Here is a 17,659-nt window from a genome sequence, read left to right on the forward strand (position 1 = left end):
AGAGGTTGGCGTTAAATTAGAATAATTTTTTTGACCAACCAAGCTTAGTGCTTAATGTGTTGAAATAGCTGTAATCTTTTGGATGTATCAGGTTCAGATGATAATCACAGCGGCGAATCAATACGTCTTCACCTTCCTGTATAGGTAGGGCGATTTGGCTGTCACAGCTGATCTCCAGATCGTTACGGCGATGGGAAAAGCGCAGGCGAATGGTGCTGCTACTGTTGATCACCAGCGGTCGCGCGGAAAGCGTATGCGGAAACATGGGTACCAGCGTAATAGCATCCAGAGAAGGCGTCAGAATTGGGCCTCCGGCAGAGAGTGAGTAGGCGGTAGAGCCGGTCGGCGTCGAGATAATCAGCCCATCTGAACGTTGGGAGAAGGCAAAAATTTCATCGATATAGACTTCAAATTCAATCATGTGCGCCACTTTCCCGGGGTGCAGCACAACTTCATTGATGGCAGTGCTAATGCGCTTCTGGCAATCCTGTTGACACACCTGAGCTTCGAGTAAAAAGCGCTTTTCGCTGATGTAGTGGCCTTCCAGCACGTCAGCTAACTGTTGCTGGGCATTGTCTGGGTCAAGGTCGGTCAAAAAACCGAGGTTGCCGCGGTTAATGCCAATAACCTTGATGTCATAACGTGCCAGGGTGCGTGCGGCGCCCAGCATATTGCCGTCGCCGCCGACTACCACGGCGAGGTCTGCCTGTTGGCCAATTTCTGCGAGCGTGCCGGTTTTCACATTTTTCAGCTGCAGTTCGTGGGCGATTTGTTGCTCAACGATAACCTCATAACCTTTGGTGCACAGCCAACGGTAGAGCATTTCATGTGTGGTCAGTGCAGTGGGGTGACGTGGATGCCCCACAATGCCAATACACTTGAAATGTTTGTTCATTTTCTCGAGGTCCTTGTAACGAAGATTAGTGACAATGTGAGTACTTCCCTTGAATCCCTGAATCTGATCCCCATAATAAGCCAAGTTAGCGAGATGAATGCGAAAAAAACGCGGAGAAATTCATGAGTAGTAAAGAACAGAAAACGCCTGAGGGGCAAGCCCCGGAAGAAATTATCATGGATCAGCACGAAGAAGTTGAGGCGGTTGAATCAGACGCTTCTGCTGAGCAGGTGGATCCGCGCGATGAAAAAATTGCGAATCTGGAAGCTCAGCTTGCTGAAGCCGAAACTCGCGAGCGCGACAGCGTGTTGCGTATCAAAGCGGAAATGGAAAACCTGCGTCGTCGTACCGAACTGGACGTAGAAAAAGCGCATAAGTTTGCGCTGGAAAAATTCGTCAACGAACTGCTGCCGGTGCTGGATAGCCTGGACCGCGCTCTGGAAGTTGCGGATAAAGATAATGACGCTATGGCGGCGATGGTTGAAGGTATTGAGCTGACCCGTAAGTCAATGCTGGATGTCGTGGCGAAGTTTGGTGTACAGGTGGTTGCGGATATCGATGTGCCGATGGACCCGAACGTGCACCAGGCAATTGCAATGGTAGAGTCCGACGACGTTGCTGCCGGTAATGTGCTGATGGTAATGCAGAAAGGCTATACCCTGAACGGACGTACCATCCGCGCCGCGATGGTCTCTGTGGCTAAAGCCAAAGGCTAATCAGCCTTCAGGCCGGGTAATGCTCACGCGCTACCCGGCCTGAATTACTCTCACTGGTCCGACACGCTTTCCCGTAGCGGTTTGACCGGCAATACCTGCACCTGTTTAATCATATTGTCCTGCACGTCGAGAATATCGATATCGTACTGTCCGATGCGCACACGCGTGCCGGCAACCGGGATCTCTTCCAGCGCTTCAAGAATAATACCATTCACGGTACGTGCGTCATCTTCCGGCAGGTGCCAGTTAAACGCCTTATTGATTTCACGAACGTTGGCGCTGCCGTCAATGATCACCGAGCCATCATTCTGCGGCGTTACCTCTTCGGCAAGCGTGGGTGACATTGAAGTGGTGAAGTCGCCGACAATCTCTTCCAGAATATCTTCGACCGTGACCAGCCCCTGAATATCGCCATATTCATTGACAACCAGACCCACTTTCTTCTTGTTTCGCTGAAACTTAATGAGCTGGGTGCTGAGAGGCGTACCTTCCGGGACGTAATAAATTTCGTCGGCGGCACGTAACATAGTCTCTTTGGTGAACTCTTTTTTCTCTGCCATCAATCGCCAGGCTTCACGTACGCGCAGCATACTGATGGCGTCGTCCAGCGAGTCGCGGTACAGCACAATACGGCCGTGTGGAGAGTGCGAAAGCTGACGCACGATTGACTTCCAGTCATCGTTAATATCAATGCCGATGATTTCGTTACGCGGGATCATGATGTCATCGACGCTGACTTTTTCCAGATCCAGCACTGACAGAAGCATATCCTGGTTACGGCGTGAAATTTGCGAGCGCGATTCATTCACCAGCGTTCGCAGTTCATCTTTACTCAGCGAACCGCTCACCACGATATCCGTTTTGATGCCCATCATGCGCATAAGTAGCCGCGTGATGGTGTTGAGTAGCCACACCAACGGCATCATCAGAATCTGCAGTGGAGCCAGCAGTACACTGCTCGGATAGGCGACTTTTTCCGGATACAGCGCGGCAATAGTCTTGGGCAGTACTTCGGCAAAAACCAGCACGACAAACGTCAGTACCCCAGTGGCAATGGCGACACCCGCATCGCCATACAGGCGCATACCGACAATGGTGCCGAGCGCGGAGGCCAGAATATTCACCAGATTATTACCGATGAGCACCAGGCTTATCAGGCGGTCCGGCTTACGAAGTAGCTTTTCAACGCGTTTTGCCTGACGATTCCCCTGCTTGGCCCGATGACGTAGACGATAGCGATTCAGGGTCATCATTCCGGTTTCAGAACCGGAAAAATAGGCGGAAATGACCACCATGATGAGAAGCGTGACAATGAGCGTGGTGGTGGAGATGTGTTCCACGTAGGGTTCCTTAAAGATTTAACTCACGAACTGCTGCAGGATACGACTGCCGAAATAGGCCAGCGTTAGAATGCCTGCGCCTGCGACGTTAAACCATACGACGCGACGTCCGCGCCAGCCTTCATGGTAATGCCCCCACAACAGAACGATATAGACAAACCATGCCACGATAGAGAGAACGGCTTTATCAATGTTCTCGGTACTGAACAGGTTATGCATGTAAAACAGGCCTGTGCACAGGGTGAGCGTCAGCAGAACCACGCCAATTTGGGTGATATGAAACATTTTCCGCTCAATACTCATTAGCGGCGGCATCTCATTGCTGAAGGCCAGTTTTTTGTTTTTCAACTGGTAGTCGATCCATGCCAGTTGCAGCGCATACAGTGCGGCGATAATCAGCGTGGCGTAAGCGAATAGCGATAGCCCGATGTGAATCATCATGCCCGGCGTAGCTTCGAGATGGGTGATGAACTCGTTCGGCATAAACGTGGCGAAGGCCAGGTTGATTAGCGCAAAGGCGTAGACAATGGGCAGCAATAGCCAGCCACGATTGCGGGAAGCGACGATAGTCATTACCGTACAGATCATCAGGCTAACCAGTGAGCCGACGTTCAACAGACTCAGGTTTTGTCCGCTTTCACCGCCGGGCAGAATTCGCGCTTCCAGGGCGATAGCATGACTTACCAGCGCGACGACCGCAGAGAGAATAGCCATACGCCGCCAGCCGCTGTTTTTTTGCAGCAGAGCGGGAATAATCAGCGCAAGGCTGACTGAGTAGGCGACAAGGGCAAGCAGAGCAAAAACGGGCATATAGGTGTCGACAGTTGGCCAGTGATAAAGAAAAGCAGTATAGCGTTACGTGACCGCTGCTCCAACCGTTGCATAACAACAAAGGCGGCTTCATGTTATACTGCGACAAATTTCTGTTGATGTGTCGCTGTCGCGACCGACCGTTTCCACCCCAGGCGAGAGACAATGTTTGATAATTTAACCGATCGTTTGTCGCGCACGCTGCGCAATATCAGTGGCCGTGGACGCCTTACTGAAGACAACGTTAAAGAGACGCTGCGCGAAGTGCGCATGGCGCTGCTGGAGGCTGACGTAGCGCTGCCGGTAGTGCGTGAGTTTATCAATCGCGTAAAAGAGAAAGCGGTTGGTCATGAAGTTAACAAAAGCCTGACGCCGGGTCAGGAGTTCGTCAAGATTGTCCGTAACGAACTGGTTGCGGCAATGGGCGAAGAAAACCAGACCCTGAATCTGGCTGCACAGCCGCCAGCCGTTGTGCTGATGGCTGGTCTGCAGGGGGCGGGTAAAACGACCAGCGTCGGTAAGCTGGGAAAATTCCTGCGTGAGAAGCACAAGAAGAAAGTGCTGGTGGTCTCCGCGGACGTTTATCGCCCGGCGGCGATAAAACAGCTGGAAACGCTGGCCGAGCAGGTCGGTGTGGACTTCTTCCCGTCGGATGTCGGCCAGAAGCCGGTCGATATCGTTAACGCCGCGCTGAAAGAAGCCAAACTCAAATTCTACGACGTGCTGCTGGTGGATACCGCCGGTCGCCTGCACGTTGATGAAGCGATGATGGACGAAATCAAACAGGTCCACGCTTCTATTAAGCCGGTTGAAACGCTGTTTGTGGTCGATGCCATGACCGGTCAGGATGCCGCGAATACCGCAAAAGCCTTCAACGAAGCGCTGCCGTTAACCGGTGTCGTGCTGACCAAAGTTGATGGTGATGCTCGTGGTGGTGCGGCGCTCTCTATTCGTCATATCACCGGCAAGCCGATTAAATTCCTCGGCGTCGGCGAGAAAACCGAAGCGCTGGAGCCGTTCCACCCGGATCGTATTGCTTCGCGTATTCTCGGCATGGGTGACGTGCTGTCGCTGATCGAAGATATCGAAAGCAAGGTCGACCGCGCGCAGGCAGAGAAATTAGCCAGCAAGCTGAAAAAAGGCGACGGCTTCGATCTCAACGATTTCCTTGAGCAGCTCAACCAGATGAAAAACATGGGCGGCATGGCAAGCCTGATGGGCAAGCTGCCGGGCATGGGGCAGATCCCAGACAACGTGAAATCGCAGATGGACGATAAAGTGCTGGTGCGTATGGAAGCCATCATCAACTCGATGACGATGAAAGAACGCGCTAAGCCGGAAATCATCAAAGGTTCCCGTAAACGCCGTATTGCTGCCGGCTGCGGTATGCAGGTACAGGACGTAAACCGCCTTCTGAAACAGTTCGACGACATGCAGCGCATGATGAAGAAAATGAAGAAAGGCGGTATGGCGAAGATGATGCGTGGCATGAAGGGTATGATGCCGCCAGGCTTCCCTGGTAGATAAATATATCGGGCTACCTAATTTGCCTTTTTGACGCCGGGGTGGGCTCGAAATGCTCACGTACTGCATGTACGTTCCGCTTTCTGCGCACACACCGACGCCAAACTGGCTGCAATGGTAATGCCCAAGTATAAAGCCTCATCACATGTTGATTGCTTTTTTCCCAGAAATCAGTAAAATTTTCGGGCTTTTAATATGACACCCGGGCTCCGTTCCTCGATGGGGCCTGGGTGTTTTATTCACACAAGAGGATGTTATGGTTACTATTCGTTTAGCTCGTCACGGCGCTAAAAAGCGTCCGTTCTACCAGGTTGTTGTTACCGACAGCCGTAATGCACGCAACGGTCGCTTCATCGAGCGCGTTGGCTTCTTTAACCCAATCGCTAGCGAAAAAGAAGAAGGCACTCGCCTGGATCTGGATCGCATCGCTCACTGGGTTGGCCAGGGCGCGACTATTTCTGATCGCGTAGCTACGCTGATCAAAGCAGCAAACAAAGCAGCTTAATCTGTCACGGTGGTCATGATGAGCAAGCAACTCGCCGCGCAGGCTCCTGTGGAACCCATCGTTTTGGGGAAAATGGGGTCTTCTTACGGTATCCGTGGTTGGCTCAGAGTGTTTTCTTCCACTGAAGACGCCGAAAGCATTTTTGACTATCAGCCCTGGTTTATCCAGAAGGCGGGTCAGTGGCAGCAAGTACAGCTGGAAAGCTGGAAGCACCACAATCAGGATCTGATCATCAAGCTGAAAGGCGTTGACGATCGTGATTCGGCGAATCTACTGACTAATTGCGAAATTGTCGTGGATTCCTCGCAGTTGCCAGCGCTGGAAGATGGTTCCTACTACTGGAAAGACCTTATGGGCTGCCAGGTAGTGACCACTGAAGGTTACGATCTCGGTAAAGTCGTCGATATGATGGAAACCGGTTCGAATGACGTCATTGTCATTAAGGCAAACCTGAAAGATGCGTTTGGTATCAAGGAACGTCTTGTACCGTTCCTCGATGGGCAGGTTATCAAGAAAGTCGATCTCGCTACTCGTACTATCGAAGTAGATTGGGATCCTGGTTTTTAAACCACCGGATAAACGGTAAAAGTCGGCGTTATGGGGATTGGCTTGTGTTTATAGGTATCGTTAGCCTGTTTCCAGAAATGTTCCGCGCAATTACCGATTACGGGGTAACTGGCCGGGCAGTAAAAAATGGCCTGCTGAATATCCAGAGCTGGAGTCCTCGTGACTTTACTCATGACCGGCACCGTACCGTGGACGATCGTCCTTACGGCGGCGGACCGGGGATGTTAATGATGGTGCAACCTTTACGGGACGCCATTCATGCAGCAAAAGCTGCGGCTGGTGAAGGCGCAAAGGTGATTTATCTGTCACCTCAGGGACGCAAGCTTGATCAAGCGGGCGTTAGCGAACTGGCCACGAATCAAAAGCTGATTCTGGTGTGTGGTCGCTATGAAGGAATAGATGAGCGCGTGATTCAAACCGAAATTGACGAAGAATGGTCAATCGGCGATTACGTTCTCAGCGGTGGTGAGTTACCGGCAATGACGCTGATCGACTCCGTTTCTCGGTTTATTCCGGGAGTTCTGGGTCATGAAGCTTCGGCAATCGAAGATTCGTTTGCTGATGGGTTGCTGGATTGTCCGCACTATACCCGACCTGAAGTGTTAGAACAGATGGAAGTACCGGCAGTGTTACTGTCGGGGAACCACGCTGAGATACGTCGCTGGCGTTTAAAACAGTCGCTGGGCCGGACCTGGCTTAGAAGACCTGAACTTCTGGAAAACCTGGCTCTGACTGAAGAGCAAGCAAGGTTGCTGGCGGAGTTCAAAACGGAACACGCACAACAGCAGCATAAACATGATGGGCTGGTCTGAGACCCCCAAATATCAGTTTACCCAGGATAAGAGATTAAATTATGAGCAACATTATTAAGCAACTTGAACAAGAGCAGATGAAGCAGGACGTACCTTCCTTCCGTCCGGGTGATACCGTGGAAGTGAAAGTATGGGTTGTTGAAGGTTCCAAAAAACGTCTGCAGGCATTCGAGGGCGTGGTTATCGCTATTCGTAACCGCGGTCTGCACTCTGCATTCACTGTTCGTAAAATTTCCAACGGCGAAGGCGTTGAGCGTGTCTTCCAGACTCACTCTCCGGTAGTTGACAGCATTGCTGTTAAACGTCGTGGTGCTGTTCGTAAAGCTAAACTGTACTACCTGCGTGAGCGCACTGGTAAGTCTGCTCGTATCAAAGAGCGTCTTAACTAAGATTCGCGCAAGCGACATCCTGTTAGAAAAGGGCTGGCCGAAAGGCTGGCCCTTTTTTTATTCCGACCTTACTCTTTTGTTTTATTGCAATTAGATAGCTGCGCGGCGCGCAGCCAGTTGAGGACTTTTACGGCGTAGCGATCACGACTGCAACCCGGCGGTTTTCAGCACGACCTTTTGACGTCTGATTACTGGCGATCGGGTATTTCTTCCCGAGTCCCTGCGTTGTCAGATTAGTGCGGGGAATGTTGGCGCCCTGTGCCCACGCATCGGCAACCACATTCGCGCGTTTGAGCGACAGCGCTTCGTTGTAGCTGTCTTCGCCGTAGTTATCGGTATGGCCATCCATACGCGCATGGTTTAACCCGGTAGCTGCCAGTTTGGATGCCATTTCCTGGATCTGCTTTTCACTTTCAGGGCGGAGCTTATAGTCGTTTTTGTCAAACAGGATGTTGTCAGACAGACCAAGAGACCAGTCTCCGGAAGCTTCGGTAAATCCGTACGATTTCATGGCTGCAATTTGCTCCGGGGTAAATTTTCCCTGAGGTGCCTGACAGCCTGCCAAAATCAGTAAAAGCAGAAGAAACGGGGATGATAGACGTTTTAGCATGTGTAAGTCCTTATTTTTTAATAATGCGTTCAGAACGCAAATTTTTGGCCTGATACATATTTTTATCGGCAAGTTCTTGTAATTTCTCGGCAGAGGCATGTTCCCACGTCAGCGCAAAACCAATGCTGAGTGTCATGCTTGCCTGATGACCGTTATGCAGGTCAAAAGGTCGGTTAAACTCGTGTGACAGTGCCGCGCAGATCCGCTGAACTTCGTATTCAGAGTGAACGCTGTACAGCACCATAGCGAACTCATCGCCGCCAAGTCTGTAGGGGTGATGTCGATTACCACCAAACTCGGACAGCCTGTTTGCAACTTCAATCAGGACCCGATCCCCCGCTGCGTGGCCCCAGGTATCATTAATAAATTTAAAATTATCACCATCAAGGAATAACAGTGCGGAGCTGCTGTGGGCGGCATGGTCATTCATCAGGGCGTTAATGCTGCTGCGAAATGAGGCGCGATTCGCCAGTCCGGTCAGCGGATCGTGTAGCGCCGTACGCAAAAGCTGGGCGTTCTTTGCCTGCAGTTTAAGTTGCCACTCCTCCATCTCGTCCAGAAGACTATTAAAATCCTGGGCAAAAAGGTGAAACTCTTCAATGCGCTCTTCTGAAACGCGCCGTGAAAAGTTACGGTTGGTACGAACATCATGTACCACCTCGGTTATATTTTGCAGGGCTTCCACGACGCCATTATGTAAATAACGAGTGAGCATTAATGCAATGCCAGAGGCCAACAGAATGCACCCGGTAAGGACGGCCAGCGACAAATAGATGAAATGGCTGATAACGCTATCGCGCGCAGTCAATCGTACTTCGCCGATGACGTTGCCATTATGCAAAATAGGTTGAGTGACCGGTTGTGGGAACAGCCAGTGGCTGATAAGTCCGCTGATTTTTTCAGTGGTATCCTGCGCGTTATAGCGCCAGGTGGCGATCACCTTCTGGTTTTTATTACGAACTTCTGCAACGGAAAATTGCCCCTGCTGGCCCAGTGCTGCCAGCGTTTCAGTGGCCGCGACGCCATCAGAAAAAACTAATGCTGCTTCAAGTGTGCGGGTCATGGTTGCAGCAGTCAGATCCAGGTTCTTTTGCGCATACTGTCTCAATGCCAGCACCGAAGAAATGCTGAGCAGCAGCCAGATCAGCGTCATAGTTACCAGAACGCTGATTATGCTGATACGCCGTAATGTCCGCTTAAACGTCGGGCGTGTTATGGGAGAATGGCCCTTATCCATGCTTCTGATTCCGTGCAAGCATTAATACGTCCGGACTGACCCTTACGCCACTGCGTGAAAGGGAATCCATATTTACGGAAAATCTCACATCTTCATCTTTAATTATGAGGCAAAAGGCGCTGCCAATAACGCATTCGGGGTTCTGTTCGGCAATTAATAGCAATGCCTTAGACGGATATTTATTCTTTAATTCCACCTGATAAGTAGGGGATTCTTTTCCAAAATAAAAGCCATCACACTGCGAAACTAATATTTCTTGTTCCGTACGAATGATGACGGGAAGATAGGGTAATGCTCCGGCACTGGTATCTCCCAGGACACTGGAAAAACGCGATGAAGAGAAAATACACAGTTTGGGGGGCCCGGACAGTGCAGGCCAGCGCGTATAACTGACGATGCCGGAAACCATAGCGCGTACAGATTTTGCTTCTTCCGTAACGCTTTGGGCGTACAGCGGTAATCCGGTCAGGAGCAGTGCCAGTAGAAGTATGAGTCGGTAAGAATAGCTCATGAATAGTTACCTACCAGCGTTTGCCGTAAAACGTCGAAATACATTCAAGATTATTTAGGACAAAATAACATTATTTTCCTAAGCCGTCATTATGCCAGGTGGAAAGCTATTAGTGATTTAAGTTAAATCTTAGTAATTTATAAAATATAAGCTATTGTTTAATTTAATCTTATTGAGGTGGCTCCTTCGTTTGCTCCTTTTTGCCAGGCACTGTGTAACTGGTCAATATTTTCGACCGTATCACAACTTGGGGGAAAGGTTTTACCGGTCAAACCTCTGGCGTAAACAAAATCCGGCTGGCAGATTTTACGTTGTCCCTCGGCATAACCCTTAAGATATTCCGTACGATCGACTTCGGGGTCATTGTAGTTGTCGGCAAGAGTTTCATTATCTTTAACGGCATACCCCGAAATGGCATCTTGTATTCCGGCGTCGTACCAGGCGGTTCCCGTCCATGTGGGGGCGTGGGTATAAGGATCTATCTGACATCCGCTAAGAAGTAATAGAAATAGGGTGCTGATGAGTTGCTTCATTGCCTGTACTCCCTCGTTTTTTTAAGCATAGTGGATCTCAATACCGGATGGTGTAAATTTTAATGTACGCAATGGAGGGCGTATTTTGTCATTAAAGTGTGTGCTGTAAATTAAAATTTACGGTTTGTGGATTGAAATCTTTACCTGTTGTGTTATCGTTATCACCTCCTCGCTGAGGATCAACTATCGCAAACGAGCTAAACAGGATCACCACCATGCAAAAAGACGCGCTGAACAACGTACATATTACCGACGAACAGGTTCTGATGACTCCGGAGCAGCTGAAAGCTGAATTCCCGCTGAGCCAGGCGCAAGAAGCGCAAATCTCCCAGTCGCGTAAAACCATTTCAGATATTATCTCTGGTCGCGATCCGCGCCTGCTGGTGGTATGTGGCCCGTGTTCCATTCACGATCCTGAAATGGCTATTGAGTACGCTCGTCGGTTTAAAGCCCTTGCCGCAGAGGTCAGCGATAGCCTCTACCTGGTGATGCGCGTCTATTTTGAAAAACCCCGTACCACCGTCGGCTGGAAAGGGTTAATTAACGATCCTCATATGGATGGCTCTTTTGATGTTGAAGCCGGCCTGAAAATTGCGCGTCAGCTGCTGCTTGAACTGGTGAATATGGGACTACCGCTGGCAACTGAAGCGCTGGATCCCAATAGCCCGCAATACCTTGGCGATCTGTTTAGCTGGTCTGCAATCGGTGCGCGTACCACGGAATCGCAGACTCACCGCGAAATGGCTTCCGGTCTTTCGATGCCGGTCGGCTTTAAGAACGGTACTGACGGTAGCCTGGCGACCGCCATTAACGCGATGCGCGCGGCGGCACAGTCGCACCGCTTTGTTGGTATTAACCAGGCTGGACAGGTTGCACTGCTGCAAACTCAGGGTAACCCGGACGGTCACGTGATCCTGCGCGGTGGTAAAGCGCCGAACTACAGCCCGGCAGATGTCGCCCAGTGCGAAAAAGAGATGGAGCAGGCGGGACTACGACCTTCTCTGATGGTAGATTGCAGTCATGGTAACTCCAATAAAGATTACCGCCGCCAGCCTGCCGTGGCTGAATCCGTGATTGCACAAATCAAAGATGGCAATCGCTCGATCATTGGCTTGATGATTGAAAGTAATATTCACGAAGGCAATCAGTCTTCTGAACAGCCGCGTAGCGAAATGAAATACGGCGTGTCTGTAACTGATACCTGCATTAGCTGGGAAATGACGGATGCGCTACTGCGTGAAATTAGCCAGGATTTAAACGGCCAGCTGTCGGCGCGTGTAGCATAAGAGGTTGGTTATGGTTGCTGAATTGACCGCATTACGCGATCAAATTGATGAAGTCGACAAGGCGCTGCTGGGTTTACTGGCTCGTCGCCTGGAGCTGGTGGCCGAAGTCGGTGAAGTAAAAAGCCGCTTTGGGCTGCCTATCTACGTGCCGGAACGGGAAGCCTCTATGCTGGCCTCCCGCCGGGCGGAAGCGGAAGCCCTTGGCGTGCCGCCGGACCTGATTGAAGATGTGCTGCGCCGGGTTATGCGCGAGTCTTACTCCAGTGAGAACGACAAAGGATTTAAAACGCTTTGTCCTTCTCTGCGACCGGTGGTGATTGTCGGCGGCGGCGGTCAGATGGGACGTCTGTTCGAAAAAATGCTCACCCTGTCAGGTTATCAGGTACGGATCCTGGAACAGCAGGACTGGGATCGTGCGCCGGAGATCGTCTCTGATGCTGGCATGGTGATCGTCAGCGTGCCGATCCACGTCACTGAGCAGGTAATCGCCAAATTACCGCGTCTGCCGTCCGACTGCATCCTGGTGGATCTGGCTTCGGTGAAAAATGGTCCTTTGCAGGCGATGCTGGCGGCGCACGACGGCCCGGTGGTGGGATTACACCCCATGTTTGGCCCGGACAGCGGCAGTCTGGCAAAGCAGGTCGTCGTCTGGTGTGACGGACGCCAGCCGGAAGCTTATCAGTGGTTTCTGGAACAGATTCAGGTATGGGGCGCGCGACTGCATCGGATCAGTGCTGTTGAACACGACCAGAACATGGCATTTATTCAGGCATTGCGTCACTTTGCGACCTTTGCTTACGGTCTGCATTTAGCGGAAGAGAATGTTCAACTGGAGCAGTTACTGGCACTCTCTTCGCCAATTTATCGCCTTGAACTGGCGATGGTCGGACGTCTGTTTGCCCAGGATCCGCAGCTCTATGCCGATATCATTATGTCGTCTGAGAGTAACCTTGCGCTGATCAAACGCTACTACCAACGTTTTGGTGAGGCGATCGGTTTACTGGAGCAGGGCGATAAGCAAGCGTTCATCGACAGCTTCCGTAAGGTGGAGCACTGGTTTGGTGATTATGCGAAACGCTTCCAGAACGAAAGCCGTACTTTGTTGCGCCAGGCTAACGATAGTCGCCAATAAATACGATGCTTGATGGCAACGCTGATGCGTTGTATCAGTCATACAAGGATCGGCTAAATAGAATGCCGGATAAGCGTAGCGCCATCCGGCATTGTCAAACGTTAGCTTGGATCGACCGGCACCACATTCTCACTTGGATAGCAGCCAAGTACTTTCATCGAGCGCGTAATCTCACCTAACTCCTTCAATGCTTTTTGCATCTGGGGTGATTCCAGGTTGGCCTGGATATCAAGATAAAACATTTCCTCCCAGGGATTGCCGTGAATCGGGCGTGACTCCAGTTTAGTCATAATCAGATTATGGTTGCGCAGTACCAGCAGAGCTTCTACCAGCGCACCGGCTTGTTGTCCTGTCGCCATCAGCAACGTGGTTTTTGCTGGCACCTGATCGGAAACATTGATTGCCTTGCGCGCCAGTACCACGAAGCGGGTGATGTTTTGCGTCTGATTAGCTTCGATATGCTCAAGAACCTGCAAACCGTATAGTACGCCTCCGGCTTCGCTCCCCAGAGCCGCCACGCGCGGTGAGTTAGCCTGCGCAACTTTTTCCATCGCCGCCGAGGTGCTTTCGGTGTACTCAATCTTCCAGTGTGGGTAACGACTCAGGAATTTGCTGCACTGCTGGAATGGCTGCGGATGGCTATATACCGTTTCAATGGTCTCGAGATCTGTCGTGCCGGACACCAGTAGGCAGTGGTCAATCGTGATAGTCATCTCGCCAACGATAGACAGGCTGGTGTGCTGTAGCAGGTCGTAAACGTCGTTAATCCCACCGGAACTGGTGTTTTCAATCGGAACCACTGCGTAGTCAGCTTGTCCGGTTTCGACCTGATTAAAGATATCGGCAAATTTCGCGCAGCCGCTTTCTATAAATTGTTCAAAATGGCGGGCAGCATACTGGCGTGCGGCAAGATGAGAATATGATCCTTTTGGCCCAAGGAAAGCAACGCGTGCTGAGTGCGGGTTAATTTTGTTCAGATGCTGCTGGAGCAGTGCCTGCTGAGTCAGGACGGAGTCTTCGATTATGAGCTGGAACAGGCGAGTGATGTAGTGAGCATCAAGATGATGTGCTTTGCCAAGCTGAATCAGTCGGTCCAACAGATCGCGCTCACGGTCGATATCACGAACTGGACGATGTGAAAGCAGCTTAGCTTTGCCAACTTCTACGGCCAGTCCACGTCGCTCAGCCAGCAGGGCCAGTAATTTTTCATCCAGCGTGCTGATCTTATCGCGCAGCGCCAGCAATGGGTTTTCCGATGTCATAGTGTTGCCTTTCTTGTTATCAATAAAAAAGGCCCCCCGTTGTGGGAGGCCTTATTGTTCGTCTTCGCATTCTTTATCACACGACGAAACGCCTCCCATTCAGGGGAAGGTAAAAAAGAATGCGAAGAAGAACGGGACAAGTTTCATGTAATTTTCCTTTGGCTACGTCAGTAAAGTACCCGTACTGTTTTCACCCTGTCAACAAAAAACGCGCCCGGAGGCGCGTTGGCGATACACTCAATGTAAGGGACTACTCTTCTTCTGCTTCGACGAAGTTGGCGTCTTTGACTGAAGTTGTTGCACGACGGGCTTCGCCTTTGTGCTGCACTTTATTGAGCTGCCGTTCCAGCTTGTTGATCAAATCGTTAATTGCGGTGTACATATCCTCGTGTTTTGCGCTGGCGACCAGATGTCCGTTCGGTGTATTGATGGTGGCATCAGCAATGAAACCCTGCGGCTCCTTAGACAGAATGATATGTGGATTAATCAGATGAGTTTGCCATTTTTCGAGTTTGGCGAGACGGTCTGCGACATGCTGGCGAATTGCCGGAGTAATTTCCATTTGTTTACTGGTAATGTTCATTGTCATAAATTTTACCTCTTGTCTTTCCCGTCTTGGTGATTCCAGCATACCGTTCCTAATGTCAAAATGTGTGATGTTAATCACATTTTTTTGTCGCTTTTTGTCAAGAAAACCTTTTTGTGAGGCACCGCAGGAACAAGCGATTTTTTACTTGAGGAATACCTGAAAGCAGGCCATATTTGATGAGATGCGTTGCAGCTAAACCGCTTCAGTTGTGGTGTTTACGGATAAAAAAACGGCAGCCTTTGGGCTGCCGTTTGCATTCTGAGATAAATCAGGTATTGCTGCTGTTGGCGGCAATGATTTTCGCTACTTTTTCTGCCTGCGCATTCATCTGCATCTGGCGATAAGCATTTTCCATTAACGGCAAGGCATTGCGTGTTGCCTGGGTATCCGGGAAGTCGCGCAGCATGCCTTCCACACGGTTTACCACGGCAACCCATGCACCGCGGGCAGTGTAGTATTCCACAACGGAATATTCATACTTCGCCAGACGGTCTTTCAGGAATACCAGACGTTTGGTGGCGTCGGTGGTGTACTGGCTGTTTGGATAGCCACGTACCAGTTTGGAAAAGTCATTAAACGCAGCTCGGGCATGTTGCGGATCGCGATCGCTGCGATCAACACCAAAGAATCCTTGCAGTGCGCTATCATCCAACGCCATATTGGTCAGGCCACGCATATACATGACATAATCAATGTTAGGGTGTGTCGGGTTAAGACGAATAAAACGATCGATGGCAGCCTGAGCAAGTGGCAGATCGGCGTTTTTGTAGTAGGCGTAGATGAGATCTAATTGCACCTGCTGAGAATACGGTCCAAATGGATAACGGTTATCCAACGCTTCTAATTGCGTTATTGCCTGTTTCCAGTTACCGTCCTGCAGCTTTTGCTGAGCAGTCGCGTAGATTTCATTTGGCGGATTATCGGGCACCTCTTCCTTTGAACCAGAGCAACCCGCCAAAAACAGGCTCAACGTGGCTGCTGCCACCAGATATTTCATGCGCGTCATGACGTTTTGACTTTCCTCAAAATGTTTTACGGGAGATTCTCTGTTCCTGCTCCCGGTTAAGACCAGCTACAATAGCACACTATATTAAACGGCAAAGCCGTAAAACCCAACGTTAAACGAAGAAGCAGTTTATGGCACAACGAGTAGAACTCACCGCAACAGTCTCCGAAAATCAGCTCGGTCAACGCTTAGATCAGGCTTTGGCCGAATTGTTCCCTGATTATTCGCGATCGCGCATAAAAGAATGGATCCTTGACCAGCGCGTACTGGTAAATGGCAATCTTTGCGATAAACCGAAAGAAAAAGTGTTGGGTGGAGAGCGCGTCTCCATCACTGCAGAAATTGATGAAGAGGTTCGTTTTGAACCTCAGGATATCCCACTGGATATCGTTTATGAAGATGACGATATTCTTGTCATCAACAAACCCCGTGACCTCGTAGTGCATCCGGGGGCCGGTAATCCTGATGGCACGGTATTGAATGCATTACTGCATTACTACCCGCCAATCGCGGATGTTCCACGTGCTGGTATCGTGCACCGTCTGGATAAAGACACGACCGGATTAATGGTGGTGGCAAAAACCGTTCCGGCGCAAACGCGTCTGGTGGAGTCGCTGCAGCTGCGTGAAATTACCCGTGAGTACGAAGCCGTGGCGATTGGTCATATGACGGCAGGCGGAACCGTTGAGGAACCGATTAGCCGCCACCCGACCAAGCGTACGCACATGGCGGTACACCCGATGGGGAAACCGGCGGTGACGCACTATCGCATAATGGAACACTTCCGTGTGCACACGCGTCTGCGGCTGCGTCTGGAAACCGGACGTACGCACCAGATCCGCGTGCACATGGCGCATATCACCCATCCGCTGGTGGGCGATCAGGTCTACGGCGGTCGTCCGCGTCCACCGAAAGGCGCTTCTGACGAATTTATCTCCGTGCTGCGTAAGTTCGATCGTCAGGCGCTGCACGCGACTATGCTGCGTTTATATCACCCAATTTCAGGTATCGAAATGGAATGGCACGCACCGATTCCACAAGATATGGTGCAATTGATTGAAGTGATGCGCGCTGATTTCGAAGAACATAAGGATGATATTGCTTGGCTATGAGTAAGCTAATTGTCCCGCAGTGGCCGATACCGCAAGGTGTTGTGGCGTGTAGTTCTACCCGTATTGGCGGTGTTAGCATGCCGCCTTATGATTCGCTGAATCTGGGCGCCCATTGCGGCGACAACCCGGAGCATGTTGAAGAGAACCGCAAGCGGCTGTTTGCTGCGGGCAATCTGCCGTCAAAGCCAGTCTGGCTGGAGCAGGTCCACGGTAAGGATGTCCTGAAACTGGCCGGCGAGCCTTACGCCTCCAAACGTGCGGATGCTTCTTACAGCAACACGCCGGGCACCGTGTGTGCAGTGATGACGGCCGACTGTCTGCCGGTGCTGTTTTGCAATCGCGCAGGAACGGAAGTCGCGGCGGCACATGCGGGTTGGCGCGGATTATGCGCCGGCGTGCTGGAAGAGACGGTGGCGTGTTTTGCCGACAAACCTGAAAACATTATTGCCTGGCTAGGCCCGGCGATTGGCCCGAACGCGTTTGAAGTGGGGGCAGAAGTTCGCGCAGCGTTCATGGCGAAAGATCCGCAAGCGGTCCTCGCATTTGTACCGCATGGTGATAAATATCTGGCGAATATTTACCAGCTTGCGCGTCAGCGTCTGGCAAATATCGGAGTAGAGAACATCTACGGCGGCGACCGTTGCACCTTCAGCGAAAGTGAGACGTTCTTCTCTTATCGTCGCGACAATACCACGGGTCGTATGGCAAGTTTTATTTGGCTGATATAACCTAAAGAATCAAGACGATCCGGTACGTGTAATTTTCTTTTCACATAATTCAGGTCATTCACCTTGAATAATTGAGGGATGACCTCATTTAATCT

General features: G+C 50.9%; 21 protein-coding genes and 1 other annotated feature. Of the genes, 10 read left to right on the top strand and 11 right to left on the bottom strand.

Annotated features, from left to right (window positions below; genetic code table 11):
• Positions 1-16 precede the first annotated feature (16 nt).
• Positions 17-895 carry an NAD(+) kinase gene (gene nadK / locus HV345_RS06145; protein WP_016154073.1) on the bottom strand — a complete coding sequence of 293 codons (879 nt, stop codon included), beginning with the start codon at positions 893-895 and terminating at the stop codon, positions 17-19.
• Positions 896-1,017: 122 nt separating this feature from the next.
• On the opposite strand from nadK, the gene grpE reads away from it, so the two are divergent.
• On the top strand, positions 1,018-1,611 hold the full coding sequence (gene grpE / locus HV345_RS06150) for a nucleotide exchange factor GrpE (RefSeq protein WP_003031221.1): 594 nt from the start codon (positions 1,018-1,020) through the stop codon (positions 1,609-1,611).
• Positions 1,612-1,661: 50 nt separating this feature from the next.
• On the opposite strand, the gene HV345_RS06155 is transcribed toward grpE, so the two are convergent.
• Positions 1,662-2,951, bottom strand: a complete 1,290-nt coding sequence (locus HV345_RS06155; RefSeq protein ID WP_008324538.1) for an HlyC/CorC family transporter — start codon at positions 2,949-2,951, stop codon at positions 1,662-1,664.
• A gap of 18 nt (positions 2,952-2,969) precedes the next feature.
• The gene (locus HV345_RS06160; protein WP_003031224.1) at positions 2,970-3,761 is read right to left on the bottom strand and encodes an inner membrane protein YpjD; all 792 of its coding nucleotides are present in this window, start codon (positions 3,759-3,761) and stop codon (positions 2,970-2,972) included.
• A 165-nt stretch (positions 3,762-3,926) separates the two neighbouring features.
• Here HV345_RS06160 and ffh point away from each other — a divergent pair, with 165 nt between their 5' ends.
• From ffh to rplS, 5 genes are all read left to right on the top strand, one after another.
• Positions 3,927-5,288, top strand: coding sequence for a signal recognition particle protein (gene ffh, locus HV345_RS06165; RefSeq protein WP_003031226.1), 1,362 nt, complete (start codon positions 3,927-3,929; stop codon positions 5,286-5,288).
• Positions 5,289-5,541: 253 nt separating this feature from the next.
• On the top strand, positions 5,542-5,790 hold the full coding sequence (rpsP, locus tag HV345_RS06170) for a 30S ribosomal protein S16 (protein WP_003031228.1): 249 nt from the start codon (positions 5,542-5,544) through the stop codon (positions 5,788-5,790).
• Between the two features lie 18 nt (positions 5,791-5,808).
• On the top strand, positions 5,809-6,357 hold the full coding sequence (gene rimM / locus HV345_RS06175) for a ribosome maturation factor RimM (protein ID WP_003031230.1): 549 nt from the start codon (positions 5,809-5,811) through the stop codon (positions 6,355-6,357).
• A gap of 44 nt (positions 6,358-6,401) precedes the next feature.
• Positions 6,402-7,169 carry a tRNA (guanosine(37)-N1)-methyltransferase TrmD gene (gene trmD / locus HV345_RS06180; RefSeq protein WP_016157187.1) on the top strand — a complete coding sequence of 256 codons (768 nt, stop codon included), beginning with the start codon at positions 6,402-6,404 and terminating at the stop codon, positions 7,167-7,169.
• 41 nt (positions 7,170-7,210) lie between these two features.
• A complete protein-coding gene (gene rplS, locus HV345_RS06185; protein ID WP_002914145.1) occupies positions 7,211-7,558 on the top strand; it encodes a 50S ribosomal protein L19 in 348 nt (115 codons plus the stop codon).
• Between the two features lie 127 nt (positions 7,559-7,685).
• On the opposite strand, the gene HV345_RS06190 is transcribed toward rplS, so the two are convergent.
• The 4 genes from HV345_RS06190 to HV345_RS06205 all read right to left on the bottom strand — a co-directional run bounded on the left by HV345_RS06190 (position 7,686) and on the right by HV345_RS06205 (position 10,449).
• Positions 7,686-8,168: an OmpA family protein gene (locus tag HV345_RS06190; protein ID WP_016154071.1), complete on the bottom strand. Its 483-nt coding sequence runs from the start codon at positions 8,166-8,168 to the stop codon at positions 7,686-7,688.
• Between the two features lie 10 nt (positions 8,169-8,178).
• Positions 8,179-9,405, bottom strand: coding sequence for a diguanylate cyclase DgcN (gene dgcN, locus HV345_RS06195; RefSeq protein WP_181636382.1), 1,227 nt, complete (start codon positions 9,403-9,405; stop codon positions 8,179-8,181).
• Positions 9,398-9,916: a YfiR family protein gene (locus HV345_RS06200; protein WP_016157185.1), complete on the bottom strand. Its 519-nt coding sequence runs from the start codon at positions 9,914-9,916 to the stop codon at positions 9,398-9,400. Before HV345_RS06200 ends, dgcN begins: the two co-directional genes overlap by 8 nt.
• A 158-nt stretch (positions 9,917-10,074) precedes the next feature.
• On the bottom strand, positions 10,075-10,449 hold the full coding sequence (locus HV345_RS06205) for a DUF2799 domain-containing protein (RefSeq protein ID WP_016157184.1): 375 nt from the start codon (positions 10,447-10,449) through the stop codon (positions 10,075-10,077).
• Between the two features lie 215 nt (positions 10,450-10,664).
• Between HV345_RS06205 and aroF the strand changes: the two genes are divergently transcribed.
• Both aroF and tyrA read left to right on the top strand, forming a co-directional pair.
• Positions 10,665-11,735 carry a 3-deoxy-7-phosphoheptulonate synthase AroF gene (gene aroF / locus HV345_RS06210; protein WP_181636383.1) on the top strand — a complete coding sequence of 357 codons (1,071 nt, stop codon included), beginning with the start codon at positions 10,665-10,667 and terminating at the stop codon, positions 11,733-11,735.
• A 10-nt stretch (positions 11,736-11,745) separates the two neighbouring features.
• Positions 11,746-12,867 carry a bifunctional chorismate mutase/prephenate dehydrogenase gene (gene tyrA / locus HV345_RS06215; protein ID WP_016154066.1) on the top strand — a complete coding sequence of 374 codons (1,122 nt, stop codon included), beginning with the start codon at positions 11,746-11,748 and terminating at the stop codon, positions 12,865-12,867.
• A 101-nt stretch (positions 12,868-12,968) separates the two neighbouring features.
• Here the strand turns inward: tyrA and pheA are convergent, their stop codons facing one another.
• From pheA to bamD, 4 genes are all read right to left on the bottom strand, one after another.
• Positions 12,969-14,129 carry a bifunctional chorismate mutase/prephenate dehydratase gene (gene pheA / locus HV345_RS06220; RefSeq protein ID WP_016154065.1) on the bottom strand — a complete coding sequence of 387 codons (1,161 nt, stop codon included), beginning with the start codon at positions 14,127-14,129 and terminating at the stop codon, positions 12,969-12,971.
• Positions 14,130-14,151: 22 nt separating this feature from the next.
• Positions 14,152-14,277: a sequence feature (Phe leader region), on the bottom strand.
• A complete protein-coding gene (gene pheL / locus HV345_RS06225; protein ID WP_100250063.1) occupies positions 14,229-14,276 on the bottom strand; it encodes a pheA operon leader peptide PheL in 48 nt (15 codons plus the stop codon). It overlaps the preceding feature by 48 nt.
• A gap of 102 nt (positions 14,278-14,379) precedes the next feature.
• Positions 14,380-14,718, bottom strand: a complete 339-nt coding sequence (gene raiA, locus HV345_RS06230) for a ribosome-associated translation inhibitor RaiA (RefSeq protein WP_003031244.1) — start codon at positions 14,716-14,718, stop codon at positions 14,380-14,382.
• Positions 14,719-14,986: 268 nt separating this feature from the next.
• The gene (gene bamD / locus HV345_RS06235) at positions 14,987-15,724 is read right to left on the bottom strand and encodes an outer membrane protein assembly factor BamD (protein ID WP_016154064.1); all 738 of its coding nucleotides are present in this window, start codon (positions 15,722-15,724) and stop codon (positions 14,987-14,989) included.
• Positions 15,725-15,855: 131 nt separating this feature from the next.
• Between bamD and rluD the strand changes: the two genes are divergently transcribed.
• Positions 15,856-16,836 (top strand): 23S rRNA pseudouridine(1911/1915/1917) synthase RluD, encoded by a 981-nt coding sequence (gene rluD, locus HV345_RS06240; RefSeq protein ID WP_016154063.1) that lies wholly within the window; start codon positions 15,856-15,858, stop codon positions 16,834-16,836.
• Positions 16,833-17,564, top strand: a complete 732-nt coding sequence (yfiH, locus tag HV345_RS06245) for a purine nucleoside phosphorylase YfiH (RefSeq protein WP_181636384.1) — start codon at positions 16,833-16,835, stop codon at positions 17,562-17,564. The genes rluD and yfiH overlap by 4 nt, the downstream gene beginning before the upstream one ends.
• Positions 17,565-17,659 lie beyond the last annotated feature (95 nt).

The organism is Citrobacter sp. RHBSTW-00986 (genome assembly GCF_013783065.1).
Taxonomy (GTDB): domain Bacteria; phylum Pseudomonadota; class Gammaproteobacteria; order Enterobacterales; family Enterobacteriaceae; genus Citrobacter; species Citrobacter braakii.

What these genes read in the sequence shown, in the direction of transcription:
- nadK (WP_016154073.1), bottom strand. Translation starts at nt 895, where the DNA reads ATGAACAAACATTTCAAGTGTATTGGCATTGTGGGGCATCCACGTCAC.
- grpE (WP_003031221.1), top strand. Translation starts at nt 1,018, where the DNA reads ATGAGTAGTAAAGAACAGAAAACGCCTGAGGGGCAAGCCCCGGAAGAA.
- HV345_RS06160 (WP_003031224.1), bottom strand. Translation starts at nt 3,761, where the DNA reads ATGCCCGTTTTTGCTCTGCTTGCCCTTGTCGCCTACTCAGTCAGCCTT.
- ffh (WP_003031226.1), top strand. Translation starts at nt 3,927, where the DNA reads ATGTTTGATAATTTAACCGATCGTTTGTCGCGCACGCTGCGCAATATC.
- rpsP (WP_003031228.1), top strand. Translation starts at nt 5,542, where the DNA reads ATGGTTACTATTCGTTTAGCTCGTCACGGCGCTAAAAAGCGTCCGTTC.
- rimM (WP_003031230.1), top strand. Translation starts at nt 5,809, where the DNA reads ATGAGCAAGCAACTCGCCGCGCAGGCTCCTGTGGAACCCATCGTTTTG.
- rplS (WP_002914145.1), top strand. Translation starts at nt 7,211, where the DNA reads ATGAGCAACATTATTAAGCAACTTGAACAAGAGCAGATGAAGCAGGAC.
- HV345_RS06190 (WP_016154071.1), bottom strand. Translation starts at nt 8,168, where the DNA reads ATGCTAAAACGTCTATCATCCCCGTTTCTTCTGCTTTTACTGATTTTG.
- dgcN (WP_181636382.1), bottom strand. Translation starts at nt 9,405, where the DNA reads ATGGATAAGGGCCATTCTCCCATAACACGCCCGACGTTTAAGCGGACA.
- HV345_RS06200 (WP_016157185.1), bottom strand. Translation starts at nt 9,916, where the DNA reads ATGAGCTATTCTTACCGACTCATACTTCTACTGGCACTGCTCCTGACC.
- HV345_RS06205 (WP_016157184.1), bottom strand. Translation starts at nt 10,449, where the DNA reads ATGAAGCAACTCATCAGCACCCTATTTCTATTACTTCTTAGCGGATGT.
- aroF (WP_181636383.1), top strand. Translation starts at nt 10,665, where the DNA reads ATGCAAAAAGACGCGCTGAACAACGTACATATTACCGACGAACAGGTT.
- tyrA (WP_016154066.1), top strand. Translation starts at nt 11,746, where the DNA reads ATGGTTGCTGAATTGACCGCATTACGCGATCAAATTGATGAAGTCGAC.
- pheA (WP_016154065.1), bottom strand. Translation starts at nt 14,129, where the DNA reads ATGACATCGGAAAACCCATTGCTGGCGCTGCGCGATAAGATCAGCACG.
- raiA (WP_003031244.1), bottom strand. Translation starts at nt 14,718, where the DNA reads ATGACAATGAACATTACCAGTAAACAAATGGAAATTACTCCGGCAATT.
- bamD (WP_016154064.1), bottom strand. Translation starts at nt 15,724, where the DNA reads ATGACGCGCATGAAATATCTGGTGGCAGCAGCCACGTTGAGCCTGTTT.
- rluD (WP_016154063.1), top strand. Translation starts at nt 15,856, where the DNA reads ATGGCACAACGAGTAGAACTCACCGCAACAGTCTCCGAAAATCAGCTC.
- yfiH (WP_181636384.1), top strand. Translation starts at nt 16,833, where the DNA reads ATGAGTAAGCTAATTGTCCCGCAGTGGCCGATACCGCAAGGTGTTGTG.